The following is a 19,440-nucleotide window of genomic DNA, read 5'->3' on the forward strand; positions in this document are numbered from 1 at the left end:
CACCTCGACCGGCTTGATCGGCATCGACAGCAGGCTTTCCATGGTGCCGCGCTCGATCTCCCGCGTGACCGACAGCGCGGTGAAGATCAGCATGGTCATGGTCAGAATGGTCCCGACCAGGCCGGGCACGATGTTGAGCCGCGATTCCGCCGCCGGGTTGTAGCGGGCATGGGCGCGGATCTCGAATGGCATCTCCGGGGGAGCCCCGATATGAAGGTCGTGCGCCAGCGCCGACTGCACCAGCGTCCCGAGCGTACCGAGCGCGGTCCCCGACGCCACGGGGTCAGTGGCATCGGCCGCAACCAGCAGCGCCGGCTTGTCGCCGCGCCGCACCGCGCGCTCGAAACCGCGCGGGATCTCGACGCCGAACAGCACCTTGCCGGATTGCAGCAGCTCATCGAGCTGCTCGACCGTGTGCACCTCGCGCGTGAAGCGGAAATAGGAGGTGTTCTCCATCGCCTTCAGGATCGAGCGCCCGAGGTCGGAATCCTCCTGCAACAGCACGGCGGTCGGAAGATGACGCGGCGTGGTGTTGATGGCGAAGCCGAACAACAGGAGCTGCATCACCGGGATGATGATAATCATCGCGAAGGAGACGCGGTCGCGGCGAAGCTGGATGAATTCCTTGACCAGCATCGCGTAGCTGCGCCGCCAGAAGCCGAACGCCGGCTCCCTCGCCTCACCGTTCTGGATCGTATCCGTCGCGCTCATGGGACCCTATCCCTGAAAGTTATCTTTGGAGCGCCCCATCAGATCGATAAAGACGTCTTCGAGGGACGGCTCGCTCGCCTGCCAATGCCACTTCGCATTGCCGCGATACGGCGCAATGGCGCTCTCCAGCGACGCCTTGTCGCGGCCCGAGACGTGCAGGCTGGTGCCGAACGGCGCCACCATGTCGACGCCCGGTTTGCCGTTGAGCTCGGCCATCAGCCCGTTGAAATCCTCGCCCGTGACCAACCAGGTCGACAGCTCGGACTTCGCGATCACCTCGTCGACGGTGCCATGCGCCAGCAGATGGCCATAGGCGATGTAAGCGATCTCATGGCAGCGCTCGGCCTCGTCCATGTAATGGGTCGAGACCAGCACGGTGAGGCCTTCGGCTGCGAGCGCGTGGATCTCGTTCCAGAAATCGCGCCGGGCCTTGGGATCGACGCCGGCGGTCGGCTCGTCAAGCAGCAGCAACTGCGGATTGGGCAGCGTGCAGGCGCCTAGCGCGAGCCGCTGCTTCCAGCCGCCGGACAGTTCACCGGCGAGCTGCTCCTCGCGGCCCTTCAGCCCGATCCGTGCGATCATGTCGCGCGCGGCGCCGCGCGCGTCCGGCATGCCGTAGAGCCGTGCGACGAACTCCAGATTCTCACGCACCGACAGATCCTGATAGAGGCTGAAGCGCTGCGTCATGTAGCCGACCTTGCGCTTGATCTTGTCGGCATCCCGCCGGATGTCGTAGCCGAGGCAGGTGCCCTCGCCGCTGTCCGGCGTCAGCAGGCCGCACAGGATGCGGATGGTGGTGGTCTTGCCGCTGCCGTTGGGGCCGAGGAAGCCGTAGATTTCGCCGCGCTTGACCTGCATCGACAGGTCATGAACCACCTCGCGTCCGCCAAACGATTTGGTCAGGCCCTTCACATCGATCGCGATCGATGATGCGTTGGGTTGCGTGCTGGTGGGGCCGCCGTTCATCTGCGCTCCGCCACCGGCGTCTTGGGGTTGAGATAGATGCTGATCGGCTGGCCGACGCGCAGGACATCGGGCCGGCTCGGCCGCGCCTGGATCAGATAGACCAGCTTGTTCCGCTCATCGAGGCTGTAGATGACGGGCGGCGTGTACTCCGCCGTGGTGGCGATGAAATAGATCTTCGCGGTGAGGTCTTTGGCGCAGTTGTCGCAGGTCACCCTCACCTCGTCGCCGAGCGCGAGCTTCGGCAGCTCGGTCTCCGGCACGAAGAAGCGCAGCTTCATGTTGCCGGGCGGCATGATCGACAGCACCGGCCGCTGCGCCTGCACCATCTCGCCCTCGCGGAAATAGATCTGCTGGATCGAGCCCGCGATCGGCGCAAAGCCCTTGCGGCGGTCGAGCCGGGTCTGCGAGGTGACGACGCGGGCCTCCGCGACGCGCAGCGCGGAGACCGCGGTATCGAGATTGGCCTGGGTGCCGGCGCCGGTACCGCGCAGCGAGGCGGCGCGGTCGTAGCTCTGCTGCGCGTTGGCCAGTGTCGCGTTGTTCTGGTTGAGATCGGCGCGCTGCAGATCGTCGTCGACCGAATAGAGCAGATCGCCGGGCTTGACCTCGTCGCCCTCGCGCACGTTGAGCTTGATGACGCGGCCGGATTCGTCGGGGCTGACGAAGATCATGTCGGCCTCGACCCAGCCCTGGAAACCCGGATCCCGCTTCTCCTTGCAACCTGCCAGCGCGGCCGCCAGCGCAACGGCTGTCACGAGCTTCATCAGGCGCGACGCGGTCATGTCTTCCTCCGTTCGCCGAAGATCAGATCGAGATGCACCTTGAACATCGCGAGCCCGTCGAGCGGCGCGTGGCGGGCGAACAGGCTCTGCCAGATCACCGCGACGATCGCCGGTGCGACGACCAGCTGCGGAAAGTCTCCGAGCTCGCGATGCTTGATCTCGCCGCGCGTGATCGCGAGCTGGACCAGCGCCTTCATGCCGGTCAGGCCCTTCGACACCACCTCGCGGAAATAGAAATCGGCGATCGCCGGAAAGCGCGGCCCTTCCGACACGATCAAACGAATAATGTCGCCGCGCCGGGTGGAGACGACCTCGCGGATGAAGGTCTCGGCAAATCCCTCCACCGCGTCGCGCACCGGACCGGTGATGGTCGGCAGCGCGGTCATGCGGCTGATCAGCGGCACCAGCGCGGTGCGGATCAGCTCCTCGAACATCGTCTCCTTGTCCTTGAAGTACAGATAGAGCGTGCCCTTGGCGACGCCTGCCCGCTTGGCGACATCGTCGAGCCGCGTCGCGGCATAGCCCCGCGCGATGAACTCATCCATCGCCGCCTCGATGATCGCAGCGCGCCGCTCCGCGGATTTCTCCGCACGGTTCGCCGCCGGCTTCGGCTCGGGCAGCTCCGCCGAGGTCACCTTCGGGATCCTCGCCGCAGCGGCCCGGATCGTGGTCCGGCGCTTGGCGGGCTGGGTGCGGGTCGTTTTCTGGGTGCGCTTTGTCATGACACATTATGACTGACTGGTCAGTCATTGTCAATTCGCTTGAGGGTAACGCGTTCCCCATACGAAAGGTTGCTGTTCGCCGGCTTGAGCCCGATCAAAAACACCGCGCCCCGTTTGCTGCGAGTTTTGCGCCCCGTCGGGCATCTCAGCGATAGCGGCGCAGCACTCTCCTCGCGTCATTCCGGGGCAGCCCGAAGGGCTGAGCCCGGAATCCATCGGGCCGCACAGCAAGTGGTGGAATGGATTCCGGGCTCTCGCTTCGCGAGCCCCGGAATGACGACGGATATAGTTAGCAGGCTACGTATGAAACTTCAGCCCGTCGAGGATCTTGTCGACCACCTTGCGCTCAGCGCGAAAAGCGAGGCCGACCAGATTGAGCTCGCTACGGGCCACCGCCCTCACCACCTCGCGGTTGGCGGCATCATGCGTGGTCTTGAACATGTCCTCGGTGTAGAGCGCAGGTTTCACATCGCGCGCCAGTGCGCGCTCCAGCGCGCGTGACAACTGCGCGCGGTCGGCGCCATAGATCAGGATCGGCTGGCCGATCAAAGAGAGATACTTCGTCCCCGAGCCGTCCTCGTAATTCTCGCCGATGCACTCCGGAAAGGAAGCCGCGATGCCACCGGCCAGGAACGACGCCACGTTGAGCTTCTGCCAGACTTCCAGGTCGGAGCGGATCACGACCGCGATCTTGGTGTCGAACTGCATGGGTACAGTGTATCCGCGGGATGAGGGCAACCGCCAGTGCCGGCGAAGCATCCCTCATCTGCCCGTCAAACGCTGACGTTCGTTTCCTGCAAGCGGAAGCAGCGTAGCCTGCACGAGCGCACACTACACGCCTTGGTCGCTGGCACGCCGCCCGCGCCTACCCCTTGGCGTCGCAGGCCCAGGCGCGGATCACGCATTCCTTGCCGCCATATTCGTAGCATTTGCGGGTGGCGGCATTGAGCGAGCCAGATATCTTCGGTGCGACCGCATAGCCATGCGCGCCGCAGGGATTTTTCATGTCGATCGAGAGCGCGGCACATGCGCGCTTCATGGTCACCGTCGTGCAATCGCCCTTGCACTGTTTCAGCGCCGCGGCACGCGCCGCACCTTCCGCCGGATAGTCGTAGGCCTGGCCATACGCCCCGCACTTGCCGACCGCGAACGCGCCGGCCGCGTGCGCCTTGGCGACGAAGGTTTCCACCGAGAAACGCGTGGCGCCGAGCAGCAATGTCAGGACGAGAATCGTCAGCGCGCGACGCTGCGCGGCGGCGGTCGAAATGATCAAGTGGAAATCCCCCAAAGTCCGGCGCGGACTGTACGCAGGGGTCGTTTCCAGATGGTGAATGACGGGTTGATGGCGCGTTCTATCCACCCGTCGTCCCGGCGGAGGCCGGGACGCATAACCACAGGATAGAGTTGTTGAAAGAAGCTGTGGCCCCACGTCGCGCAACAACCACCTTCGGTGGTAATGGGTCCCGGCCTCCGCCGGGACGACGGCGGATAGAGCTAGTTGCGCCTTGCTGCTTCCAGCGCCTGCGGCGTATCGATGTCGAGGAAGGCGCTGTTGCCTTCGACCGGGACCTCGGCGACCACCTCGGCGTGCTTGGCGATCAGATGGCGGGCACCGATGTCGCCGTCGAGCGTCATCAATTCCCTGAAGAAGCGCCGCGACCACAAGACCGGATTGCCGCGGCGGCCCTCGCTGACGGGGACCGCGATCAGATGGCCTCGATCGGGGGCAAAGGTCTCGATCAGGCGGTCGATCAGTTGCGCATCGATCAGCGGCATGTCGCCGAGACAGACGACCGCGCCGTCGGCACTGTCGGAGACCGCCGAGATGCCTGCCTTCACCGAACTCGCGAGACCGCCGGCGAAATCCGGGTTGCGGACGAACTTGACCTTGAGTCCATCGAGCGCCTGCTCGACCAGATCGGCCTGATGCCCGGTGACGACGATCACCTCAGAGGCCTTCGAGGCCAGCGCCTGCTCGGCGACGATGCGCGCAAGCTTCTTGCCGTCGAGCTCGGCGAGCAGCTTGTTGGGGCCGCCCATCCGGGTCGAGCGGCCGGCGGCGAGCACGATCGCCGCGACGTTGCGATTGCCTTCGGTGTCGGGCACGGTACGCGGCTGCGGCCGCGTCACGATCTCCATCAACAGACCGCCGACGCCCATGCCGGTGAGATCGGACCGCGTCACCTTGATGCCGGCGAGCAGCCGCATCAGCACCCAGTCAAACCCATTCTCGACCGGCGAGCGCGCGCAACCCGGCGCGCCCAACACCGGCACGCCGCCGGCGCTGCCGATCAAAAGCAGATTGCCGGGATCGACCGGCATGCCGAAATGCTCGATCGCGCCGCCGATCTCGGTGATCGCCGCGGGGATCACGTCGCGCCGGTCGGCGATCGCCGAGGCGCCGAACACGATGACGAGTTCGGCTCCTAAGCCGAGCAATTCCTTGATCGCACCTGCGAGCACGGTTTCGTCATGCGGCACGCGGCGCTCGGCAATGATCGTCGCACCGGCCGGCGCCAGACGCTCGGCGGTGACGCGCAGCGTCTTGTCGATCACCTTCGGTGCGAGGCCGGGCAGCAAGGTCGAGACCACGCCGACCTTCTTGATCACATAGGGCGCGATCCGCAGCGTATCCCTGCCGGCGACTGCGACGGCGGCATCGCGCAAGCGCCCCTCGACGCCGAACGGGATCAGCTTGACGGTCGCGATCATCTCACCTTCGACCACAGGCTTGTATGCCGCAAGCGTGGCAAAGGTGATGGCCTCGTCGACGCCGTTGATGCGATCGACCGCGGCACGGTCGACCACCAGCACGCCGGGGCGCGCCGCGAACAGGTTGGCGCGGCCGGTGAAGGCGCGCTCGACATTGACGCCCTCGCCCGCCACCGCCTGCGCGATGCTGGCGGCAGCTGTGTCCTCGGAGACGTCGCCCTGCTCCAGCCGCACCACGACGACGTCCTTGACGCCGGCCTTGGTCAGCGCCTCGACCTCCGCGGGGCCGATCGTGGTGCCCTTCTTGAGCACCAGCGCGCCCTGGCGAAGCGTATGCACGGTGACGCCGCCAATCGCGTCGGCCGGACTGGCGGGACCGAATTTCATGCCGCTTCTTCTTTTTCTTTGGGAGGCAGACGCAGCTGCGCGGTGATCTCGGCCATGATCGCAACCGCGATCTCCGACGGCGACACCGCGCCGATGTCGAGGCCGATCGGCGCGTGGATGCGCGCGATGTCGCTGTCTTTCGCGCCCTGCGCGCGCAGCCGCTCGGCGCGCTTGGCATGGGTCTTTCGCGAACCGAGTGCGCCGATATAGAAGCAGTCGCGGTCGAAGGCGTGCAGCAGCGCCGGATCGTCGATCTTCGGATCATGCGTCACCGCGACGAACGCGGTGTAGTGATCGACGTTGAGCGGCGGCAGCGCGACGTCGGGCCACTCGGCGACCAGCGGCACGTCGGGGAAACGCTCCGGGCTTGCAAACGCGGTGCGTGGATCGACCACCGTGACGTCATAGTCGAGCGAGCGCGCCAGCGGCGCCAGCGCCTGGCTGATATGGACCGCGCCGATGATCACGAGCTTTGCGGTCGGCGCGTAGACGTTGAGGAACAGCTTCTTGCCCGCAACTTCGACGTTGCCGCTCTTGCCCATCCGCAGCTGCTTTGAAAGTTCGGCGCGCAGTGGATCGGTCGCGATGTCCGCGGCCTTGACCAGGCGCTGATCGCCGTTGGCGGTGTCGGTGACGATGATCACCGGGCGGCGCGCAGCGCGCTCGGCGTTCAGCTCTTTGAGGATCTCGAGCTTCACGGCTAGCCGACCTTCTCGACGAAGACGCGGATGGTGCCGCCGCAGGACAGGCCGACATTCCAGGCGGTCTCGTCGGCGACGCCGAATTCGAGCATTTTTGGCTGGCCGCTCGCGATCACGTCGAGCGCCTCGGTGACCACTGCGCCCTCGACGCAGCCGCCGGAGACGCTCCCTAAGAACGTGCCGTCGTCATTGATAACGAGGCTCGAGCCGGCCGGGCGCGGCGCCGAGCCCCAGGTCTCGACCACGGTGGCGAGCGCCACGCCGTGGCCCTGCTTCTGCCAGGTCTCGGCGGCCTGAAGGATGTCTTCGTCGCGGTTGAGCATGAGCGGTCTCCTCAGGCAACAGAACGGATCAGGCTGCGGTGGTGCGCCGGCGGCGGGGATGACAGCGCCCCGATCAAGCCCTTGATGGACGTCAAGTTATGCACCGGGCGAAATTCGTCAACGTGGGGCAACATCATTTTGATGCCCTGCGCCTTGGCCTCGAAGCCCGAATAGCGCAGCAGCGGGTTGAGCCAGATCAGGCGGCGGCAGGAGCGGTGCAAACGGTCCATTTCAAAGGCCAGTTTGGCATCCGCCTCCCGTTCTAGTCCATCGGATATAAGGAGGACGATGGCGCCCTGCCCGAGCACCCGGCGGGCCCAGAGCTGGTTGAAGGTGTGCAGCGAGGTCGCGATCCGGGTCCCGCCGGCCCAGTCCTCGACCGAGGACGAGCAGCTCGCCAGCGCCTCGTCGGGGTCACGCGCCCGTAACGCGCGCGTCACATTGGTCAGGCGGGTGCCGAACAGAAACACCGAGACCCGCTTGCGGGCGTCGGTGATGGCGTGCAGGAAGTGCAGGAACAGGCGGGTGTACTCGCTCATCGAGCCGGAGATATCGAGCAGCGCCACGATCGGCGCCGGCTTCTCGATCCGGCCGAGCTTCCTGATGTCGATGATCTCGCCGCCGGTGCGCAGCGAGTTGCGCACAGTGCGGCGCATGTCGAGCCGCAGTCCCCGCGCGTCCGGCTGGTAGCGGCGGGTGACGAGCTCGGCCTGCGGCAGCCGCATCTTGGCGATCTCGCGCGTCACCTCGGCGATCTCAGCCGCGGTCATCTGCGCAAAATCCTTCTTCTGCAAAATCTCCTTGTCGGAGACCGAGAGTTTCAGCTCCTGCTCCTGGGCCTGCGGCCGCTCCTCGGTCTTCGCCGGCTGCGCCATCGCCTCCTGGACCCGGCGCGAGGCCGGCGGCGGCTTCTTCCTGGCGTGGTCGGGCAGCGGCACCGAATCCAGCATGCTCTTCCACTCCTCGGCGGCACGGAAGAACAGCATGAAGGCCTGCCGGAAGATCACCGCATGCTCGTGACGCTTGACGAAGATCGCCTCCAGCGTGGCGTAGAAGTCGAGCCGGTTGCCGACCTCGATCAGCTGCAACGCGTCGAGCGCATCGATCACCGAGCCCGGCCCGACGGGCAGCCCGGCCGCCCGCAGCGCGCGGGCAAAGCCGACCACGTTGTCGGCCATATGGCCGGTCGGAGGCGCGAGGTGGTTGATGGGCATCGAACTATCCACTCCCGTCATTCCGGGGATCGCGAAGCGAGAGCCCGGAATCCATTCTTCAGCGTCAACGCGGCCCGATGGATTCCGGGCTCGCGCTGTGCGCGCCCCGGAATGACGGCTAGTCGCTCGTCGCTTCCTTCAATGTCTTCTGCAACGCATCGCCCTGCATGCGCGCGATGTCGTCCTGGTACTTCAAGAGTGCGCCCAGCGTGTCGCCGACCACCTGCGGCGTCAGCGAGCGGGCGTCGAGCTCCGACAGCGCGGTGGCCCAGTCGATCGTCTCGGCGACTCCCGGCGACTTATAGAAATCCTGGTTGCGCAGCGCCTGCACGAAGCGGACGACCTGCTGCGACAGTTTTGCGGAAATGTTCGGCACCCGCGACTTGACGATCGCAAGCTCGCGGTCGGCCGTGGGATAATCCACCCAGTGATAGAGGCAGCGCCGCTTCAGCGCGTCGTGAATCTCGCGGGTGCGGTTCGAGGTGATGATCACGATCGGCGGCGCCGGCGCCTTCACGGTGCCGAGCTCGGGGATGGTGACCTGGAAGTCGCTGAGGATTTCGAGCAGATACGCCTCGAACGCCTCGTCGGCGCGGTCGAGCTCGTCGATCAGGAGCACCGGGGGCCCCGCGACGTCGGGCTCGAGCGCTTGCAGCAGCGGCCGCTTGATCAGGAAGCGCTCGGCGAAGATGTCGCTGGCGAGCTGGTCGCGATCGGTGTCGCCGGAGGCTTCCGCAAGCCGGATCGCGATCATCTGCGCCGCGCTGCTCCACTCATAGACGGCAGAGGCAACGTCGAGGCCCTCATAGCATTGCAGGCGGATCAGCTTGCGACCCAGTGCCGCCGACAGGACCTTGGCGATCTCGGTCTTGCCGACGCCGGCCTCGCCTTCGAGGAACAGCGGCCGGCCCATGCGCAGCGCCAGATAGGTCACGGTCGCGAGCGACCGCTCGGCGAGATAGCCGCGCGACGTCAACAGCTCCTCGAGCGCATCGACGGAGGTAGGTAACGCCGATGCACTCATGGAACAGCCAGTCTTCGAACAGGGGTTAGCAACATCACGCCTTGGATCTAATCCTTGGGATCTAGGTCGTATCTAGTCCCTTGGATCTAGTCCCTGGATTTAGTCCTTGGCGTTGGCGGCTTCCACCGCCCTGCGCGTCAAAACGCCGATCAGATGCGCGCGGTATTCGGCACTGCCGTGCAGGTCGCTGTTCAGTCCTTCGGGGGGAACCGCGATGCCGTCGAGCACCTTGTGCGAGAAGCGCTTCTTCAGAGCCTCCTCGAACGCTGCGACGCGGAACACGCCGTCGGAGCCCGCACCGGTGACCGCGACGCGCACGTCGGACGGACGCTTGGCCACGAACACGCCAACCAACGCATAACGCGAGGCCTGGTTGCGGAACTTAACGTAGGCCGCCTTCTTCGCCAGCGGGAACATCACCTTGGTGATGATCTCGTCGGCCTCGAGCGCAGTCGAGAACAGGCCCTGGAAATACTCCTCGGCCTTGAGGCGGCGCTTGTTGGTGACGATGGTCGCACCCAGCGCCAGCACCGCAGCCGGGTAGTCCGCGGTCGGATCGTTGTTGGCGAGCGAGCCGCCGATGGTGCCGCGGTGGCGCACGGCGGGATCGCCGATCAGGCCGGCAAGCTCGGCCAGCGCCGGGATCGCCTCGCCCACGATCGCGGAGTTCGCGACCTCGGCGTGCTTGGCGGTAGCGCCGATCACCAGCGAGCGGCCCTTCATCTCGATCGTGTCGAGACCTTCGATGTGGGAGAGGTCGACCAGATGCGGCGGGCTAGCGAGCCGCTGCTTCATGACCGGCACCAGCGTGTGACCGCCGGCGATCAGCTTGGCGTCCTCGTTCTTCACCAGCAGGTTGGCGGCCTGCCGCACGGTGCCGGGACGGTGATATTTGAATTCGTACATTGGAATGTCCTGATCGCGATCGCGACGAATTGCTGATTAAGCGAGGTCCGATTTGGCCATCGCCTTGGCGCCGGCGGCGATCGAAGCGACGATGTTCTGGTAGCCGGTGCAGCGGCAGAGATTGCCTTCCAGCTCCTCGCGGATCACCTCGTCGGTGAGCTCGTGGCCCTTGCGATGGACCAGGTCGACCGCGGTCATGATCATGCCCGGCGTGCAGAAGCCGCATTGCAGGCCGTGATGCTCGCGGAAGGCTTCCTGCATCGGATGCAGCGGCGCACCGTCGGCCGCCAGCCCCTCGATGGTCTTGACCTCATGACCGTCGGCCATCACCGCAAGCGTCGTACAGGACTTCACCGCCTTGCCGTCCAGGTGCACGACGCAGGCGCCGCACTGCGAGGTGTCGCAGCCGACATGCGTACCGGTCAGCCGCAGATTTTCGCGCAGAAACTGGACCAGAAGGGTACGGGGGTCGACGTTGGCGTTAACGGGGTTGCCGTTCACGATCATTGAAATCTTGGCCATCAGCACTCTCTTATCTGCCTCACCGCATATCGGCGAAGCAGGCGGTTTAAAATCATTCCAGACGGCATAATATGGGCGCGCCCCGCGATGGGCAACCTTTCGAGCCACCCATCCAGGACATAGCGGGAAGACTTGGCCGGCCCCAGATAATCCAGCCGTAAAGCAGGGCTAACCCTGCACCGCCTTTGCAAAATTTGCAAAGAATTCATCGGCCAGCTTCTTGGCGGCGCCGTTGATCAGGCGCTGGCCGAGCTGGGCGAGCTTGCCGCCGATCTGCGCTTCCACGTTGTAGCTCAGAAGCGTACCGCCATCCTTGTCGGCCAGGCCCACGGTGGCGCCGCCCTTGGCGAAGCCGGCGACCCCGCCCTCGCCTTCACCCGAAATCTTGTAGCCGTTCGGCGGATCGAGATCGCTCAACATGACCTTGCCCTTGAAGCGGGCGGAGACCGGGCCGACCTTCATCTTGGCGGTGGCACGGAAGCCGCCTTCGTCGGTCTTCTCCAGCTCTTCACAGCCGGGAATGCAGGCCTTCAGCACTTCCGGATCGTTGAGCTTGTCCCACACAGCCTGGCGCGGCGCTGCAAGCTGGACTTCGCCGGTCATTGTCATGGCCATGGGGGACCTCCTCGATCGCTAACAACCTTTTCCCCCAAGTAAAGCAGCCGGGGCGCAAAGGAAAGGGCACCTTCGGAGGATGAGCGATGCATATTCGCAACCGCAGCAAGCCAAGACCGCCGTTCACGAAATCGCGCGATCCACACTGCCGAAAATGACGGCAGCGCCGGGGCATTGGCAGCGACGCCCGGGAGTGGTTAGGTCGCGCGCCATGAGCACAGCCATTTCTCCCCTGCTTGCGCCGATGCTGTCGAGCGCCGCGATGCGCGCGGTGTGCGACGATATCGCCACGCTGCAAAACATGCTGGATTTCGAGGCCGCGCTGGCCCGCGCCGAGGTGGCCTGCGGCGTGATTCCCGCGGCGAGCGCAGGACCGATTGCCGCGGCCTGCAAAGCCGAATCATTCGACCTCGCCGCGCTGGCCGATGCCGCGACGCGATCCGGCAATCTGGCGATCCCGCTGGTGAAGGCGCTGACCGCTGATGTCGCCAGGGCAGATGCCGAGGCGGCGCGCTACGTACACTGGGGCGCAACCAGCCAGGACGTGATCGACACCGCGACCATGCTGTCGCTGCGCGCCGGCATCGATGCGCTGCTCGCCGACCTCGACCGCGCCGTTGCGGGCTTTGCCGGCCTCGCCCGCGCCAATCGCAACACCGCGGTCGTGGCGCGGACCTGGTTGCAGCACGCGCTGCCGATGCCGTTCGGACTGAAGCTCGCCGAATATGCCGCAGCCCTGCATCGCTCGCGCAAGCGACTGCAACGGTTGCGCCGCGAAACGCTGGCGCTGCAATTCGGCGGCGCCGCCGGCACGCTCGCCGCACTCGGCGACAAGGGACTTTCGGTCGCCGCAGCACTGGCGAAAGAGCTCGACCTGCCCTTGCCCGATGCGCCCTGGCACACCCACCGCGACCGCATCGCCGAGGCGGCATCGGTGTTCGCGATTCTCGCCGGCAGCTGCGGCAAGATCGCGCGGGACGTCTCGCTGATGATGCAGACCGATGTCGGCGAGGCCTTCGAGCCCGCAGGCGCCGGCCGCGGCGGCTCGTCCACCATGCCGCACAAGCGCAATCCGGTCGCCGCCGCGAGCGCGCTGGGCGCTGCGACCATGGCGCCGAACCTCGCCGCGACGATCCTTGCCGCACAGGTCCAGGACCATGAGCGCAGCGCCGGTCCGTGGCATGCGGAATGGCCGACCTTGCCGAGCCTGATGCTGGTGACCTCTGGCGCGCTCGCCGCGACAGTCGATCTCGCCGAAGGGCTCGAGGTCGATGCGGTGCGGATGCGCGCCAATCTCGATGCGACCCATGGGTTGATCATGGCGGAAGCGGTCACCTTTGCGCTCGCCGAGAAGATCGGCAAGAGCGACGCCCATCATCTGATCGAGGCCGCGAGCAGGCAGGCGGTCGCGGACAAGAAACACTTGCGCGACGTGCTGTCGGCGGATGCGAAGGTCACCGCGCATCTTGACGCGAAACAAATCGCTGGCCTGTTCGAGCCGATGGCCTATCAGGGCGCCTCGCAGGCGCTGATCGACCGCCTGCTGGCTTCGCTGGATGACAAATAGCGGGATGACGAGAGGGACAAGACGATGCCGATGATCAACGCCGACGGGTGCCTGCTCAACGTCCAGGTGGACGGCCGCGACGGCGGACCGACCCTGATGCTGTCGAACTCGCTCGGCTGCACCTTGCAGATGTGGGAACCACAGATGCCGGCGCTGACGCAGATGTTCCGCGTCATCCGTTACGACCGCCGCGGTCACGGCAAATCCGGCGTGCCGGCGGGCCCCTACTCGATGGAGCGGTTCGGCCGCGACGTGCTCGCGATCCTCGACGACCTCAACATCGAGAAGGTGCATTGGTGCGGCCTGTCGATGGGCGGCATGGTCGGGCAATGGCTCGGCGCCAACGCGCCCGAGCGATTCGGCAAGCTGATCCTCGCCAACACCGCCTGCTACTATCCCGATCCGACCAACTGGCTGAACCGGATCAAGGCGGTAAAGGAAGGCGGCATCGCCGCGGTCGCCGACACCGTGATCGCGGGCTGGCTGACCGCCGACTTCCGCGAGCGCGAACCGCAGATCACGGCGCGCATGAAGGCGATGCTGATCGCCTCCCCCGTCGAGGGCTATCTTGCCTGCTGCGAGGCGCTGTCGACGCTCGACCAGCGCCCGTTGCTGCCCAGGATCAAGAGCCCGACCCTGGTGATCGCAGGCAAGCAGGACGTGGCGACGCCGGTGTCGACGGGCGAGATGATCCGCAGCGGCATTCCCGGCGCGAGCATGACGCTGCTCGACGCCGCGCATATTTCCAATGTCGAGCAGTCGCACGCCTTCACCGAGGCCGTGGTCGGCTTCCTGACGCAACGTTAAACGCAAGCAGCAATGGACGTCATTGCGAGCGGAGCGAAGCAATCCATGTCACCGCCTGCCGAGACATGGACTGCTTCGTCGTTTCGCTCCTCGCAATGACGAGGAGGAGACATCCATGGACGACAATCAGCGCCGCGACGACGGCATGACCCAGCGCCGCAAGGTGCTGGGCGATGAATGGGTCGACAAGTCGATCAAGAACCGCAACGCGTTCAACACCGACTTCCAGGACCTGATCACGCGCTATGCGTGGGGCGACATCTGGACCCGACCGCATTTCGATCATCGCACCCGCCGCGTGCTTGTGATCGGCACCATGGTCGCGCTCGGCCAGTGGGACGAATTCCGCCTGCATGTGCGCGCGGCGCTTGCCGAAGGCGGCTTCACGCCCGACGACATCAAGGAGATCCTGCTGCAGCAGGCGATCTATTGCGGCGTGCCCGCCGCCAATCACGCCGTCAAGGAAGCCGGCGCGATCATTGCCGAACTAGGGCTGCTGAAGGGATAGCTCGCCGGTCGGCGCGCCCGCCTCGGCGACGGGTGCCTCGAGGGCCCGCTTCGGCGACGTCTCGAACAGCATCACGATCGCGGTGCCGAGCAGCATCAGAAGCTCGGCGGCATGCATGCGCAACGCTTCGATCTCGCCGACCCTGGAGGCCATCATCATGCTGGCGAAGCTCAGCACGCTGCCGAGGCAGAGCGCGACCGCAAGCGCCTCGTCGCTGCCGCCGCTCTTCTTGCGCAGCGGCGAAAAGGCCGTCATCGCGAGGAAGACCGCGAAGAACGCCACCACGGTGATCCGCGCCAGCGCCAGGAGCCATGCGAGCCGTACCGTCGCAATCTTCGAGAGGTGCAGATAGTCGCTCGCATACAGCGCGATCGACACGCTCGGCCGCTCATAGAGACCGTGGATCGGCGACACCATGATGCTGAAGGCGATGATGGTCCAGACCGGAATGAAATAGGCCGCAAGCAGCGCGCCGTTGAAGGAGCTGATCCGCCAGTTGTTCGACATTGCCGCTTCCCGTCTCTCTCCGGCGCCTTTCAGGTCGGCGACGGTTCAGCCTGCGAGGTAACGCCGATCGATTGCCGGCGGCAATTTAAACCCTTTGTTTACCTTAATCGGGCTGGGGATTGTCGGGGGAACGGTCGGCGCCGTGCCAAAACGGCGCAAAAGAGAAGGGTCCCGCCTTGCGGCGAGACCCTTCTGGAACTGCTCCTGGTAACGTCAGTTGCTAACGTCTTTTGCTAACGTCGCTTGCTCAACGTCTCCGGACTAGCGCTCCGGATCAGGGGTCTGGCCCTGCCGGCCCGGATCCTGCTGCTGCTGGCCGGGCTTCTGCCCGCCACCCTGCTGTTGCTGGCCCGGCTTCTGACCAGGCTTCTGGCCTTGCTGGCCCGGCTTCTGGTTCTGATTGCTCATGCGGCTACTCCCTTTGCTTTCATGAAGCTGGGGACAACGCGCGCGCCAGGAGCGCAGTTGCTTGGGGAACACGGGTTCCGGCGTGATCATTGCAAGGCAACCACGTGTCGCCTCTGTGACATCGGAACCGCACCCGCCAAAGTAGTTATGTACAAGCCCTTTCTGCTGCTGCCACGCTGTTGCCGCCGCCGGGGTTCCGCTGTTAGAAAATGGCACGACGCGACGGATCAGGCTGCCGGGGGCCCTCGCCGCGTCACTCGGACGTAGCGTTTTCGAGCGAAGTGGGGACTAACGGCAGCGCATGGATTATTTCGCCCAGCAATTGATCAACGGCCTCGTGCTCGGTTCGATCTACGGCTTGATCGCCATCGGCTACACGATGGTCTACGGCATCGTCGGCATGATCAACTTCGCCCATGGCGACATCTTCATGATCGGCGGCTTCATCGCGCTGATCTCGTTCCTGGTGCTGGTGTCGCTCGGCCTCACCGCGATCCCGCTGATCCTCTTGATCGTGCTGCTGGTCTCGATGGCGATCACCGCGCTCTATGGCTGGACCATCGAGCGCATCGCCTACCGACCGCTGAGGCATTCGTTCCGGCTGGCGCCGATGCTGTCGGCGATCGGCATGTCGTTCGTGCTGACCAACTTCTCGCAGGTGTCGCAGGGCGCACGCGTCAAACCGGTGCCGCCGATCATCACCGGCGGCTACACGCTGCATGAGGGCTCGCAGGGCTTCGCCGTTCAGCTCTCCAACATCCAGATCATGGTCGTGCTCGCCACCATCGTGGTGCTTGCGCTGTTCACCTGGCTGGTCTCGCGCACCCGGCTCGGACGCGACATGCGCGCCTGCGAGCAGGACCAGACCATGGCAGCGCTGCTCGGCGTCGACGTCGACCGCACCATCTCGATGACCTTCGTGATCGGCGCCGCGCTCGCCGCCGTCGCCGGCATGATGTACCTGCTGTATTACGGCCTGGTCGATTTCTTCATGGGCTTCGTCGCCGGCATCAAGGCGTTCACCGCCGCAGTGCTCGGCGGCATCGGCTCGCTGCCGGGCGCAATGCTCGGCGGGCTTGCGATCGGCCTGATCGAGACGTTCTGGTCGGCCTATTTCTCGGTGGAGTACAAGGACGTCGCCGCGTTCTCGATCCTGATCGTGGTGCTGATCTTCATGCCGACCGGCCTGCTTGGCCGTCCCGAAGTCGAAAAAGTCTGACAGGCACTTCGTGAGCGCGACCTCAGCCCGCCCCTCGCATGCCGCGCTGCCCTCGGGCGGCGCCTTCATTCTCAAGAAAGCCCTGATCAGCGCGCTCGTCGCGCTGGTGCTGTTCTCGCTGATGATCGGCGTGCGCACCGAGGCCGGACCGCAAGGCGGCCTGATCTACTGGACGCGGTTCGGCGACCTCGCGGCCCTCGTCGCCACGGTGTTCGGCGGCAGCATCATCGTCGAGCTGCTGCGGCAATGGTGGGGGCCGATCGACAAGGACAGCCTCGTTCCGAAGCCGGTGCAGTCAGCGATGTCGTTCGCCGGCCGCTGGCTGGCGCCGGCGCTGCTGGTGTTCGCCTTCCTGGTGCCGGTCATCTTCTATGACCAGCGCTACATTCTCGACCTCTCGATCCTGGTCCTGACCTATGTGATGCTGGGATGGGGATTGAACGTCGTGGTCGGCCTCGCCGGCCTGCTCGATCTCGGCTATGTCGCCTTCTATGCGGTCGGCGCCTATTCCTACGCGCTGCTTGCCACCAATTTCGGATTGTCGTTCTGGGTCTGCCTGCCGCTCGCCGGCATCCTGGCGGCGTTCTGGGGCGTGTTGCTCGGCTTTCCGGTGCTGCGGCTGCGCGGCGATTATCTGGCGATCGTGACGCTGGCCTTCGGCGAGATCATCCGCCTCGTCATCATCAACTGGCAAAGCCTGACCGGCGGCCCCAACGGGGTCTCGGGAATTCCCCGCCCGACCATGTTCGGCATTCCGCTCGATAACAGCGACAGCGGGCTCGCCGCCAGGCTCGGCATCGAGTTCTCGCCGACCCATCGCCTCGTCTTCCTGTTCTACCTGATCCTGGCGATGGCGCTGCTCACCAACTGGGTGACGATCCGGCTGCGGCGGCTGCCGATCGGCCGCGCCTGGGAGGCGCTGCGCGAGGACGAGGTCGCGTGCCGCGCACTCGGCATCAACACCACGACCACCAAACTGACGGCGTTCGCGACCGGTGCGATGTTCGGCGGCTTCGCCGGCGCGTTCTTCGCCACAAGGCAGGGCTTCATCAGCCCGGAATCCTTCACCTTCCAGGAATCGGCGCTGGTGCTGGCGATCGTCGTGCTCGGCGGCATGGGCTCGCAGCTCGGCGTCGCGCTTGCCGCACTGACCATGATCGGCGGCTTCGAATTGTTCCGCGGCCTCGACCAATACCGCATGCTGGTGTTCGGCATCGCCATGGTGCTGCTGATGATCTGGCGGCCGCGCGGCCTGATCGGCCATCGCGCGCCGACCGTGTTCCTGGAGCGCAACCAGGCGATCTCGTCCGATCTCGTCAAGGAGGGCCACGGATGAGCGGCGACCCCATCCTCACCGTCGACCGTCTGATGATGCGCTTCGGCGGCATCGTCGCGGTCAACGAGCTCTCCTTCGCCGCCGAGCGGCGCAAGATCACCGCGCTGATCGGTCCGAACGGCGCCGGCAAGACCACGGTGTTCAACTGCATCACCGGCTTCTACCGGCCGAGCGGCGGCGCGATCCGCCTCAGCCATGACGACGGCCGCAGCATCCAGCTCGAGCGGTTGAACGATTTCCGTATCTCCAAGCAGGCCAAGGTCGCGCGCACCTTCCAGAACATCCGGCTGTTTCCCGGCATGACCGCGCTGGAGAATCTGATGGTGGCCCAGCACAACGCGCTGATGCGCGCCTCGGGTCTGACCGTGCTGGGCCTGCTCGGCCTGCCGTCCTGGCGCGAGGCCGAAAAGCGCGCCATCGACCTGGCGCGGTCCTGGCTCGACCGCGTCGGCCTGCTCGACCGCGCCGACGATGCCGCGGGCAATCTGCCCTACGGCGACCAGCGCAGGCTCGAGATCGCGCGTGCGATGTGCACCGAGCCTGCCCTGCTCTGCCTCGACGAGCCGGCGGCCGGGCTGAACGCGCGCGAGAGCGGCGGCCTCAACGAGCTGCTGCTGTCGATCCGCAACGAACAGGGCACTTCGATTCTCCTGATCGAGCACGACATGTCGGTCGTGATGGAGATCTCCGATCACGTCGTGGTCATGGACTACGGCGTCAAGATCGCCGAAGGCACGCCGCAGACCGTGCGCGACGACCCCAAGGTGATCGCCGCCTATCTCGGCGCCGACGAGGAAGAGGCCATCGCCGTGATGGAGAGCGGCACGTGATGAACGTAGCCGGCAAGCCCCCCACCTCGCCCTGCAAGGGGGAGGTCGACCGCGAAGCGGGCGGGTGGGGGTCGCGCTTTTCCCGCACGAAAGATATGACGGCCCGCGCACGATCTCTCCGCGTCAACATGACCGACGCGGAGACCTGCCTCTGGCGCGCATTGCGCCGCGATCAGCTAATGGTTTCTCATTCCGCAAGCAGCATCCGATCGGTCCATACACCGTCGACTTCTACTGCTCCCGCCTTCATCTCGCCGTAGAGGTGGATGGCGGGCAGCATGCCGAGCAGCGCAAGCAGGCTGACGATCGCAGAACGCAATGGCTCGCCGAGAAGGGCGTGACAGTCGTCCGTTACTGGAACAACGATGTGCTCTCGAATTTGGAGGGTGTGCTGAGCGATCTGGTCGCGCATATCGAGAGGCTGGTGCAAGCGGAGGCAACGTCCCTCCCCCCCCCCCCCCCCTTCACTGCGGCGAGGGGCGACCGGCGACGGACTTGGCTGGGGCGGAGCGGGAGATGCCGAAACACCGCCTCCCTCCGGCGCGGGGGGGGCGCCGGGGGGGGGGCCCCTTGTTTTCTCCCCCCCCCCAAAGAGGGGGGGGGGGTGGGGGGGGGAGCCAGGCCACAGGCGACGCAGCTCATGGAGAGAGCTGATCCCCACCCGCTTTGCTCT

Annotated in this window: 24 protein-coding genes; 8 read left to right on the forward strand and 16 right to left on the reverse strand. The window is 65.7% G+C overall.

Translation table 11 applies throughout. The annotated features are described in order from the left end of the window. The 14 genes from FNJ47_RS33250 to FNJ47_RS33315 all read right to left on the reverse strand — a co-directional run. A partial coding sequence (locus FNJ47_RS33250; protein ID WP_163160155.1) for an ABC transporter permease occupies nt 1-711 on the reverse strand: 711 nt, incomplete at its 3' end. A 6-nt stretch (nt 712-717) separates the two neighbouring features. Continuing rightward, nucleotides 718-1,677 carry an ABC transporter ATP-binding protein gene (locus FNJ47_RS33255; protein WP_163160156.1) on the reverse strand — a complete coding sequence of 320 codons (960 nt, stop codon included), beginning with the start codon at nt 1,675-1,677 and terminating at the stop codon, nt 718-720. Further along, the gene (locus FNJ47_RS33260) at nt 1,674-2,459 is read right to left on the reverse strand and encodes an HlyD family secretion protein (RefSeq protein ID WP_163160157.1); all 786 of its coding nucleotides are present in this window, start codon (nt 2,457-2,459) and stop codon (nt 1,674-1,676) included. The genes FNJ47_RS33255 and FNJ47_RS33260 overlap by 4 nt, the downstream gene beginning before the upstream one ends. After that, on the reverse strand, nt 2,456-3,181 hold the full coding sequence (locus tag FNJ47_RS33265; RefSeq protein ID WP_163160158.1) for a TetR/AcrR family transcriptional regulator: 726 nt from the start codon (nt 3,179-3,181) through the stop codon (nt 2,456-2,458). The genes FNJ47_RS33260 and FNJ47_RS33265 overlap by 4 nt, the downstream gene beginning before the upstream one ends. Before the next feature lie 297 nt (nt 3,182-3,478). Then, a complete protein-coding gene (locus tag FNJ47_RS33270) occupies nt 3,479-3,889 on the reverse strand; it encodes a DUF2000 family protein (protein WP_163160159.1) in 411 nt (136 codons plus the stop codon). 157 nt (nt 3,890-4,046) lie between these two features. Beyond that, the gene (locus FNJ47_RS33275) at nt 4,047-4,397 is read right to left on the reverse strand and encodes a DUF4189 domain-containing protein (protein WP_236000239.1); all 351 of its coding nucleotides are present in this window, start codon (nt 4,395-4,397) and stop codon (nt 4,047-4,049) included. A gap of 278 nt (nt 4,398-4,675) precedes the next feature. Beyond that, a complete protein-coding gene (locus FNJ47_RS33280) occupies nt 4,676-6,280 on the reverse strand; it encodes an NTP transferase domain-containing protein (protein ID WP_163160161.1) in 1,605 nt (534 codons plus the stop codon). Continuing rightward, nucleotides 6,277-6,978 carry an XdhC family protein gene (locus FNJ47_RS33285; RefSeq protein WP_163160162.1) on the reverse strand — a complete coding sequence of 234 codons (702 nt, stop codon included), beginning with the start codon at nt 6,976-6,978 and terminating at the stop codon, nt 6,277-6,279. The genes FNJ47_RS33280 and FNJ47_RS33285 overlap by 4 nt, the downstream gene beginning before the upstream one ends. 2 nt (nt 6,979-6,980) lie before the next feature. Continuing rightward, nucleotides 6,981-7,304, reverse strand: a complete 324-nt coding sequence (locus FNJ47_RS33290; protein ID WP_021077800.1) for an XdhC family protein — start codon at nt 7,302-7,304, stop codon at nt 6,981-6,983. An 11-nt stretch (nt 7,305-7,315) separates the two neighbouring features. Continuing rightward, nucleotides 7,316-8,518, reverse strand: a complete 1,203-nt coding sequence (locus tag FNJ47_RS33295) for a vWA domain-containing protein (RefSeq protein WP_163160163.1) — start codon at nt 8,516-8,518, stop codon at nt 7,316-7,318. A 118-nt stretch (nt 8,519-8,636) separates the two neighbouring features. Further along, entirely contained in the window at nt 8,637-9,542 is a 906-nt protein-coding gene (locus FNJ47_RS33300) for an AAA family ATPase (protein WP_163160164.1), read from the reverse strand. 99 nt (nt 9,543-9,641) lie between these two features. Further along, nucleotides 9,642-10,448, reverse strand: a complete 807-nt coding sequence (locus FNJ47_RS33305) for an FAD binding domain-containing protein (protein WP_163160165.1) — start codon at nt 10,446-10,448, stop codon at nt 9,642-9,644. A 36-nt stretch (nt 10,449-10,484) separates the two neighbouring features. After that, entirely contained in the window at nt 10,485-10,970 is a 486-nt protein-coding gene (locus FNJ47_RS33310) for a (2Fe-2S)-binding protein (RefSeq protein ID WP_163160166.1), read from the reverse strand. 168 nt (nt 10,971-11,138) lie between these two features. Then, nucleotides 11,139-11,585, reverse strand: a complete 447-nt coding sequence (locus tag FNJ47_RS33315; protein ID WP_021077805.1) for an SRPBCC family protein — start codon at nt 11,583-11,585, stop codon at nt 11,139-11,141. Between the two features lie 211 nt (nt 11,586-11,796). Here FNJ47_RS33315 and FNJ47_RS33320 point away from each other — a divergent pair, with 211 nt between their 5' ends. From FNJ47_RS33320 to FNJ47_RS33330, 3 genes are all read left to right on the forward strand, one after another. Next, nucleotides 11,797-13,152 (forward strand): 3-carboxy-cis,cis-muconate cycloisomerase, encoded by a 1,356-nt coding sequence (locus tag FNJ47_RS33320; RefSeq protein WP_163160167.1) that lies wholly within the window; start codon nt 11,797-11,799, stop codon nt 13,150-13,152. Between the two features lie 24 nt (nt 13,153-13,176). Continuing rightward, nucleotides 13,177-13,959 carry a 3-oxoadipate enol-lactonase gene (gene pcaD, locus FNJ47_RS33325; protein ID WP_163160168.1) on the forward strand — a complete coding sequence of 261 codons (783 nt, stop codon included), beginning with the start codon at nt 13,177-13,179 and terminating at the stop codon, nt 13,957-13,959. A 115-nt stretch (nt 13,960-14,074) separates the two neighbouring features. Next, nucleotides 14,075-14,467 carry a carboxymuconolactone decarboxylase family protein gene (locus tag FNJ47_RS33330; RefSeq protein ID WP_163160169.1) on the forward strand — a complete coding sequence of 131 codons (393 nt, stop codon included), beginning with the start codon at nt 14,075-14,077 and terminating at the stop codon, nt 14,465-14,467. Here FNJ47_RS33330 and FNJ47_RS33335 read toward each other — a convergent pair. Beyond that, entirely contained in the window at nt 14,447-14,974 is a 528-nt protein-coding gene (locus FNJ47_RS33335; protein ID WP_163160170.1) for a hypothetical protein, read from the reverse strand. The genes FNJ47_RS33330 and FNJ47_RS33335 overlap by 21 nt on opposite strands. Nucleotides 14,975-15,044: 70 nt before the next feature. On the opposite strand from FNJ47_RS33335, the gene FNJ47_RS54810 reads away from it, so the two are divergent. Continuing rightward, nucleotides 15,045-15,185: an LPXTG cell wall anchor domain-containing protein gene (locus FNJ47_RS54810; protein WP_430649435.1), complete on the forward strand. Its 141-nt coding sequence runs from the start codon at nt 15,045-15,047 to the stop codon at nt 15,183-15,185. 50 nt (nt 15,186-15,235) lie between these two features. Here FNJ47_RS54810 and FNJ47_RS49970 read toward each other — a convergent pair whose 3' ends face one another. After that, on the reverse strand, nt 15,236-15,382 hold the full coding sequence (locus tag FNJ47_RS49970) for a hypothetical protein (protein WP_165445976.1): 147 nt from the start codon (nt 15,380-15,382) through the stop codon (nt 15,236-15,238). 301 nt (nt 15,383-15,683) lie between these two features. Between FNJ47_RS49970 and FNJ47_RS33345 the strand changes: the two genes are divergently transcribed. From FNJ47_RS33345 to FNJ47_RS50605, 4 genes are all read left to right on the forward strand, one after another. Continuing rightward, on the forward strand, nt 15,684-16,601 hold the full coding sequence (locus FNJ47_RS33345) for an ABC transporter permease subunit (RefSeq protein WP_018272404.1): 918 nt from the start codon (nt 15,684-15,686) through the stop codon (nt 16,599-16,601). Between the two features lie 10 nt (nt 16,602-16,611). Next, entirely contained in the window at nt 16,612-17,937 is a 1,326-nt protein-coding gene (gene livM / locus FNJ47_RS33350; RefSeq protein WP_163160172.1) for a high-affinity branched-chain amino acid ABC transporter permease LivM, read from the forward strand. After that, nucleotides 17,934-18,767, forward strand: coding sequence for an ABC transporter ATP-binding protein (locus tag FNJ47_RS33355; protein ID WP_163160173.1), 834 nt, complete (start codon nt 17,934-17,936; stop codon nt 18,765-18,767). Before livM ends, FNJ47_RS33355 begins: the two co-directional genes overlap by 4 nt. Before the next feature lie 64 nt (nt 18,768-18,831). After that, nucleotides 18,832-19,440 (forward strand): endonuclease domain-containing protein (locus FNJ47_RS50605; protein WP_347341744.1); only part of this gene is annotated, 609 nt, incomplete at its 3' end.

Origin of the sequence: Bradyrhizobium uaiense (assembly GCF_010811875.1) — a bacterium.
Lineage (GTDB): Bacteria > Pseudomonadota > Alphaproteobacteria > Rhizobiales > Xanthobacteraceae > Bradyrhizobium > Bradyrhizobium uaiense.

Bases quoted from the DNA above. Each gene is read 5' to 3' on its own strand.
- FNJ47_RS33335 (WP_163160170.1), bottom strand. From the start codon at position 14,974: ATGTCGAACAACTGGCGGATCAGCTCCTTCAACGGCGCGCTGCTTGCG.
- FNJ47_RS33265 (WP_163160158.1), bottom strand. From the start codon at position 3,181: ATGACAAAGCGCACCCAGAAAACGACCCGCACCCAGCCCGCCAAGCGC.
- FNJ47_RS33295 (WP_163160163.1), bottom strand. From the start codon at position 8,518: ATGCCCATCAACCACCTCGCGCCTCCGACCGGCCATATGGCCGACAAC.
- FNJ47_RS33300 (WP_163160164.1), bottom strand. From the start codon at position 9,542: ATGAGTGCATCGGCGTTACCTACCTCCGTCGATGCGCTCGAGGAGCTG.
- FNJ47_RS33330 (WP_163160169.1), top strand. From the start codon at position 14,075: ATGGACGACAATCAGCGCCGCGACGACGGCATGACCCAGCGCCGCAAG.
- FNJ47_RS49970 (WP_165445976.1), bottom strand. From the start codon at position 15,382: ATGAGCAATCAGAACCAGAAGCCGGGCCAGCAAGGCCAGAAGCCTGGT.
- pcaD (WP_163160168.1), top strand. From the start codon at position 13,177: ATGCCGATGATCAACGCCGACGGGTGCCTGCTCAACGTCCAGGTGGAC.
- FNJ47_RS33290 (WP_021077800.1), bottom strand. From the start codon at position 7,304: ATGCTCAACCGCGACGAAGACATCCTTCAGGCCGCCGAGACCTGGCAG.
- FNJ47_RS33280 (WP_163160161.1), bottom strand. From the start codon at position 6,280: ATGAAATTCGGTCCCGCCAGTCCGGCCGACGCGATTGGCGGCGTCACC.
- FNJ47_RS33345 (WP_018272404.1), top strand. From the start codon at position 15,684: ATGGATTATTTCGCCCAGCAATTGATCAACGGCCTCGTGCTCGGTTCG.
- FNJ47_RS33320 (WP_163160167.1), top strand. From the start codon at position 11,797: ATGAGCACAGCCATTTCTCCCCTGCTTGCGCCGATGCTGTCGAGCGCC.
- FNJ47_RS33315 (WP_021077805.1), bottom strand. From the start codon at position 11,585: ATGGCCATGACAATGACCGGCGAAGTCCAGCTTGCAGCGCCGCGCCAG.
- FNJ47_RS33255 (WP_163160156.1), bottom strand. From the start codon at position 1,677: ATGAACGGCGGCCCCACCAGCACGCAACCCAACGCATCATCGATCGCG.
- FNJ47_RS33310 (WP_163160166.1), bottom strand. From the start codon at position 10,970: ATGGCCAAGATTTCAATGATCGTGAACGGCAACCCCGTTAACGCCAAC.
- FNJ47_RS33270 (WP_163160159.1), bottom strand. From the start codon at position 3,889: ATGCAGTTCGACACCAAGATCGCGGTCGTGATCCGCTCCGACCTGGAA.
- FNJ47_RS33355 (WP_163160173.1), top strand. From the start codon at position 17,934: ATGAGCGGCGACCCCATCCTCACCGTCGACCGTCTGATGATGCGCTTC.
- FNJ47_RS33260 (WP_163160157.1), bottom strand. From the start codon at position 2,459: ATGACCGCGTCGCGCCTGATGAAGCTCGTGACAGCCGTTGCGCTGGCG.
- FNJ47_RS33305 (WP_163160165.1), bottom strand. From the start codon at position 10,448: ATGTACGAATTCAAATATCACCGTCCCGGCACCGTGCGGCAGGCCGCC.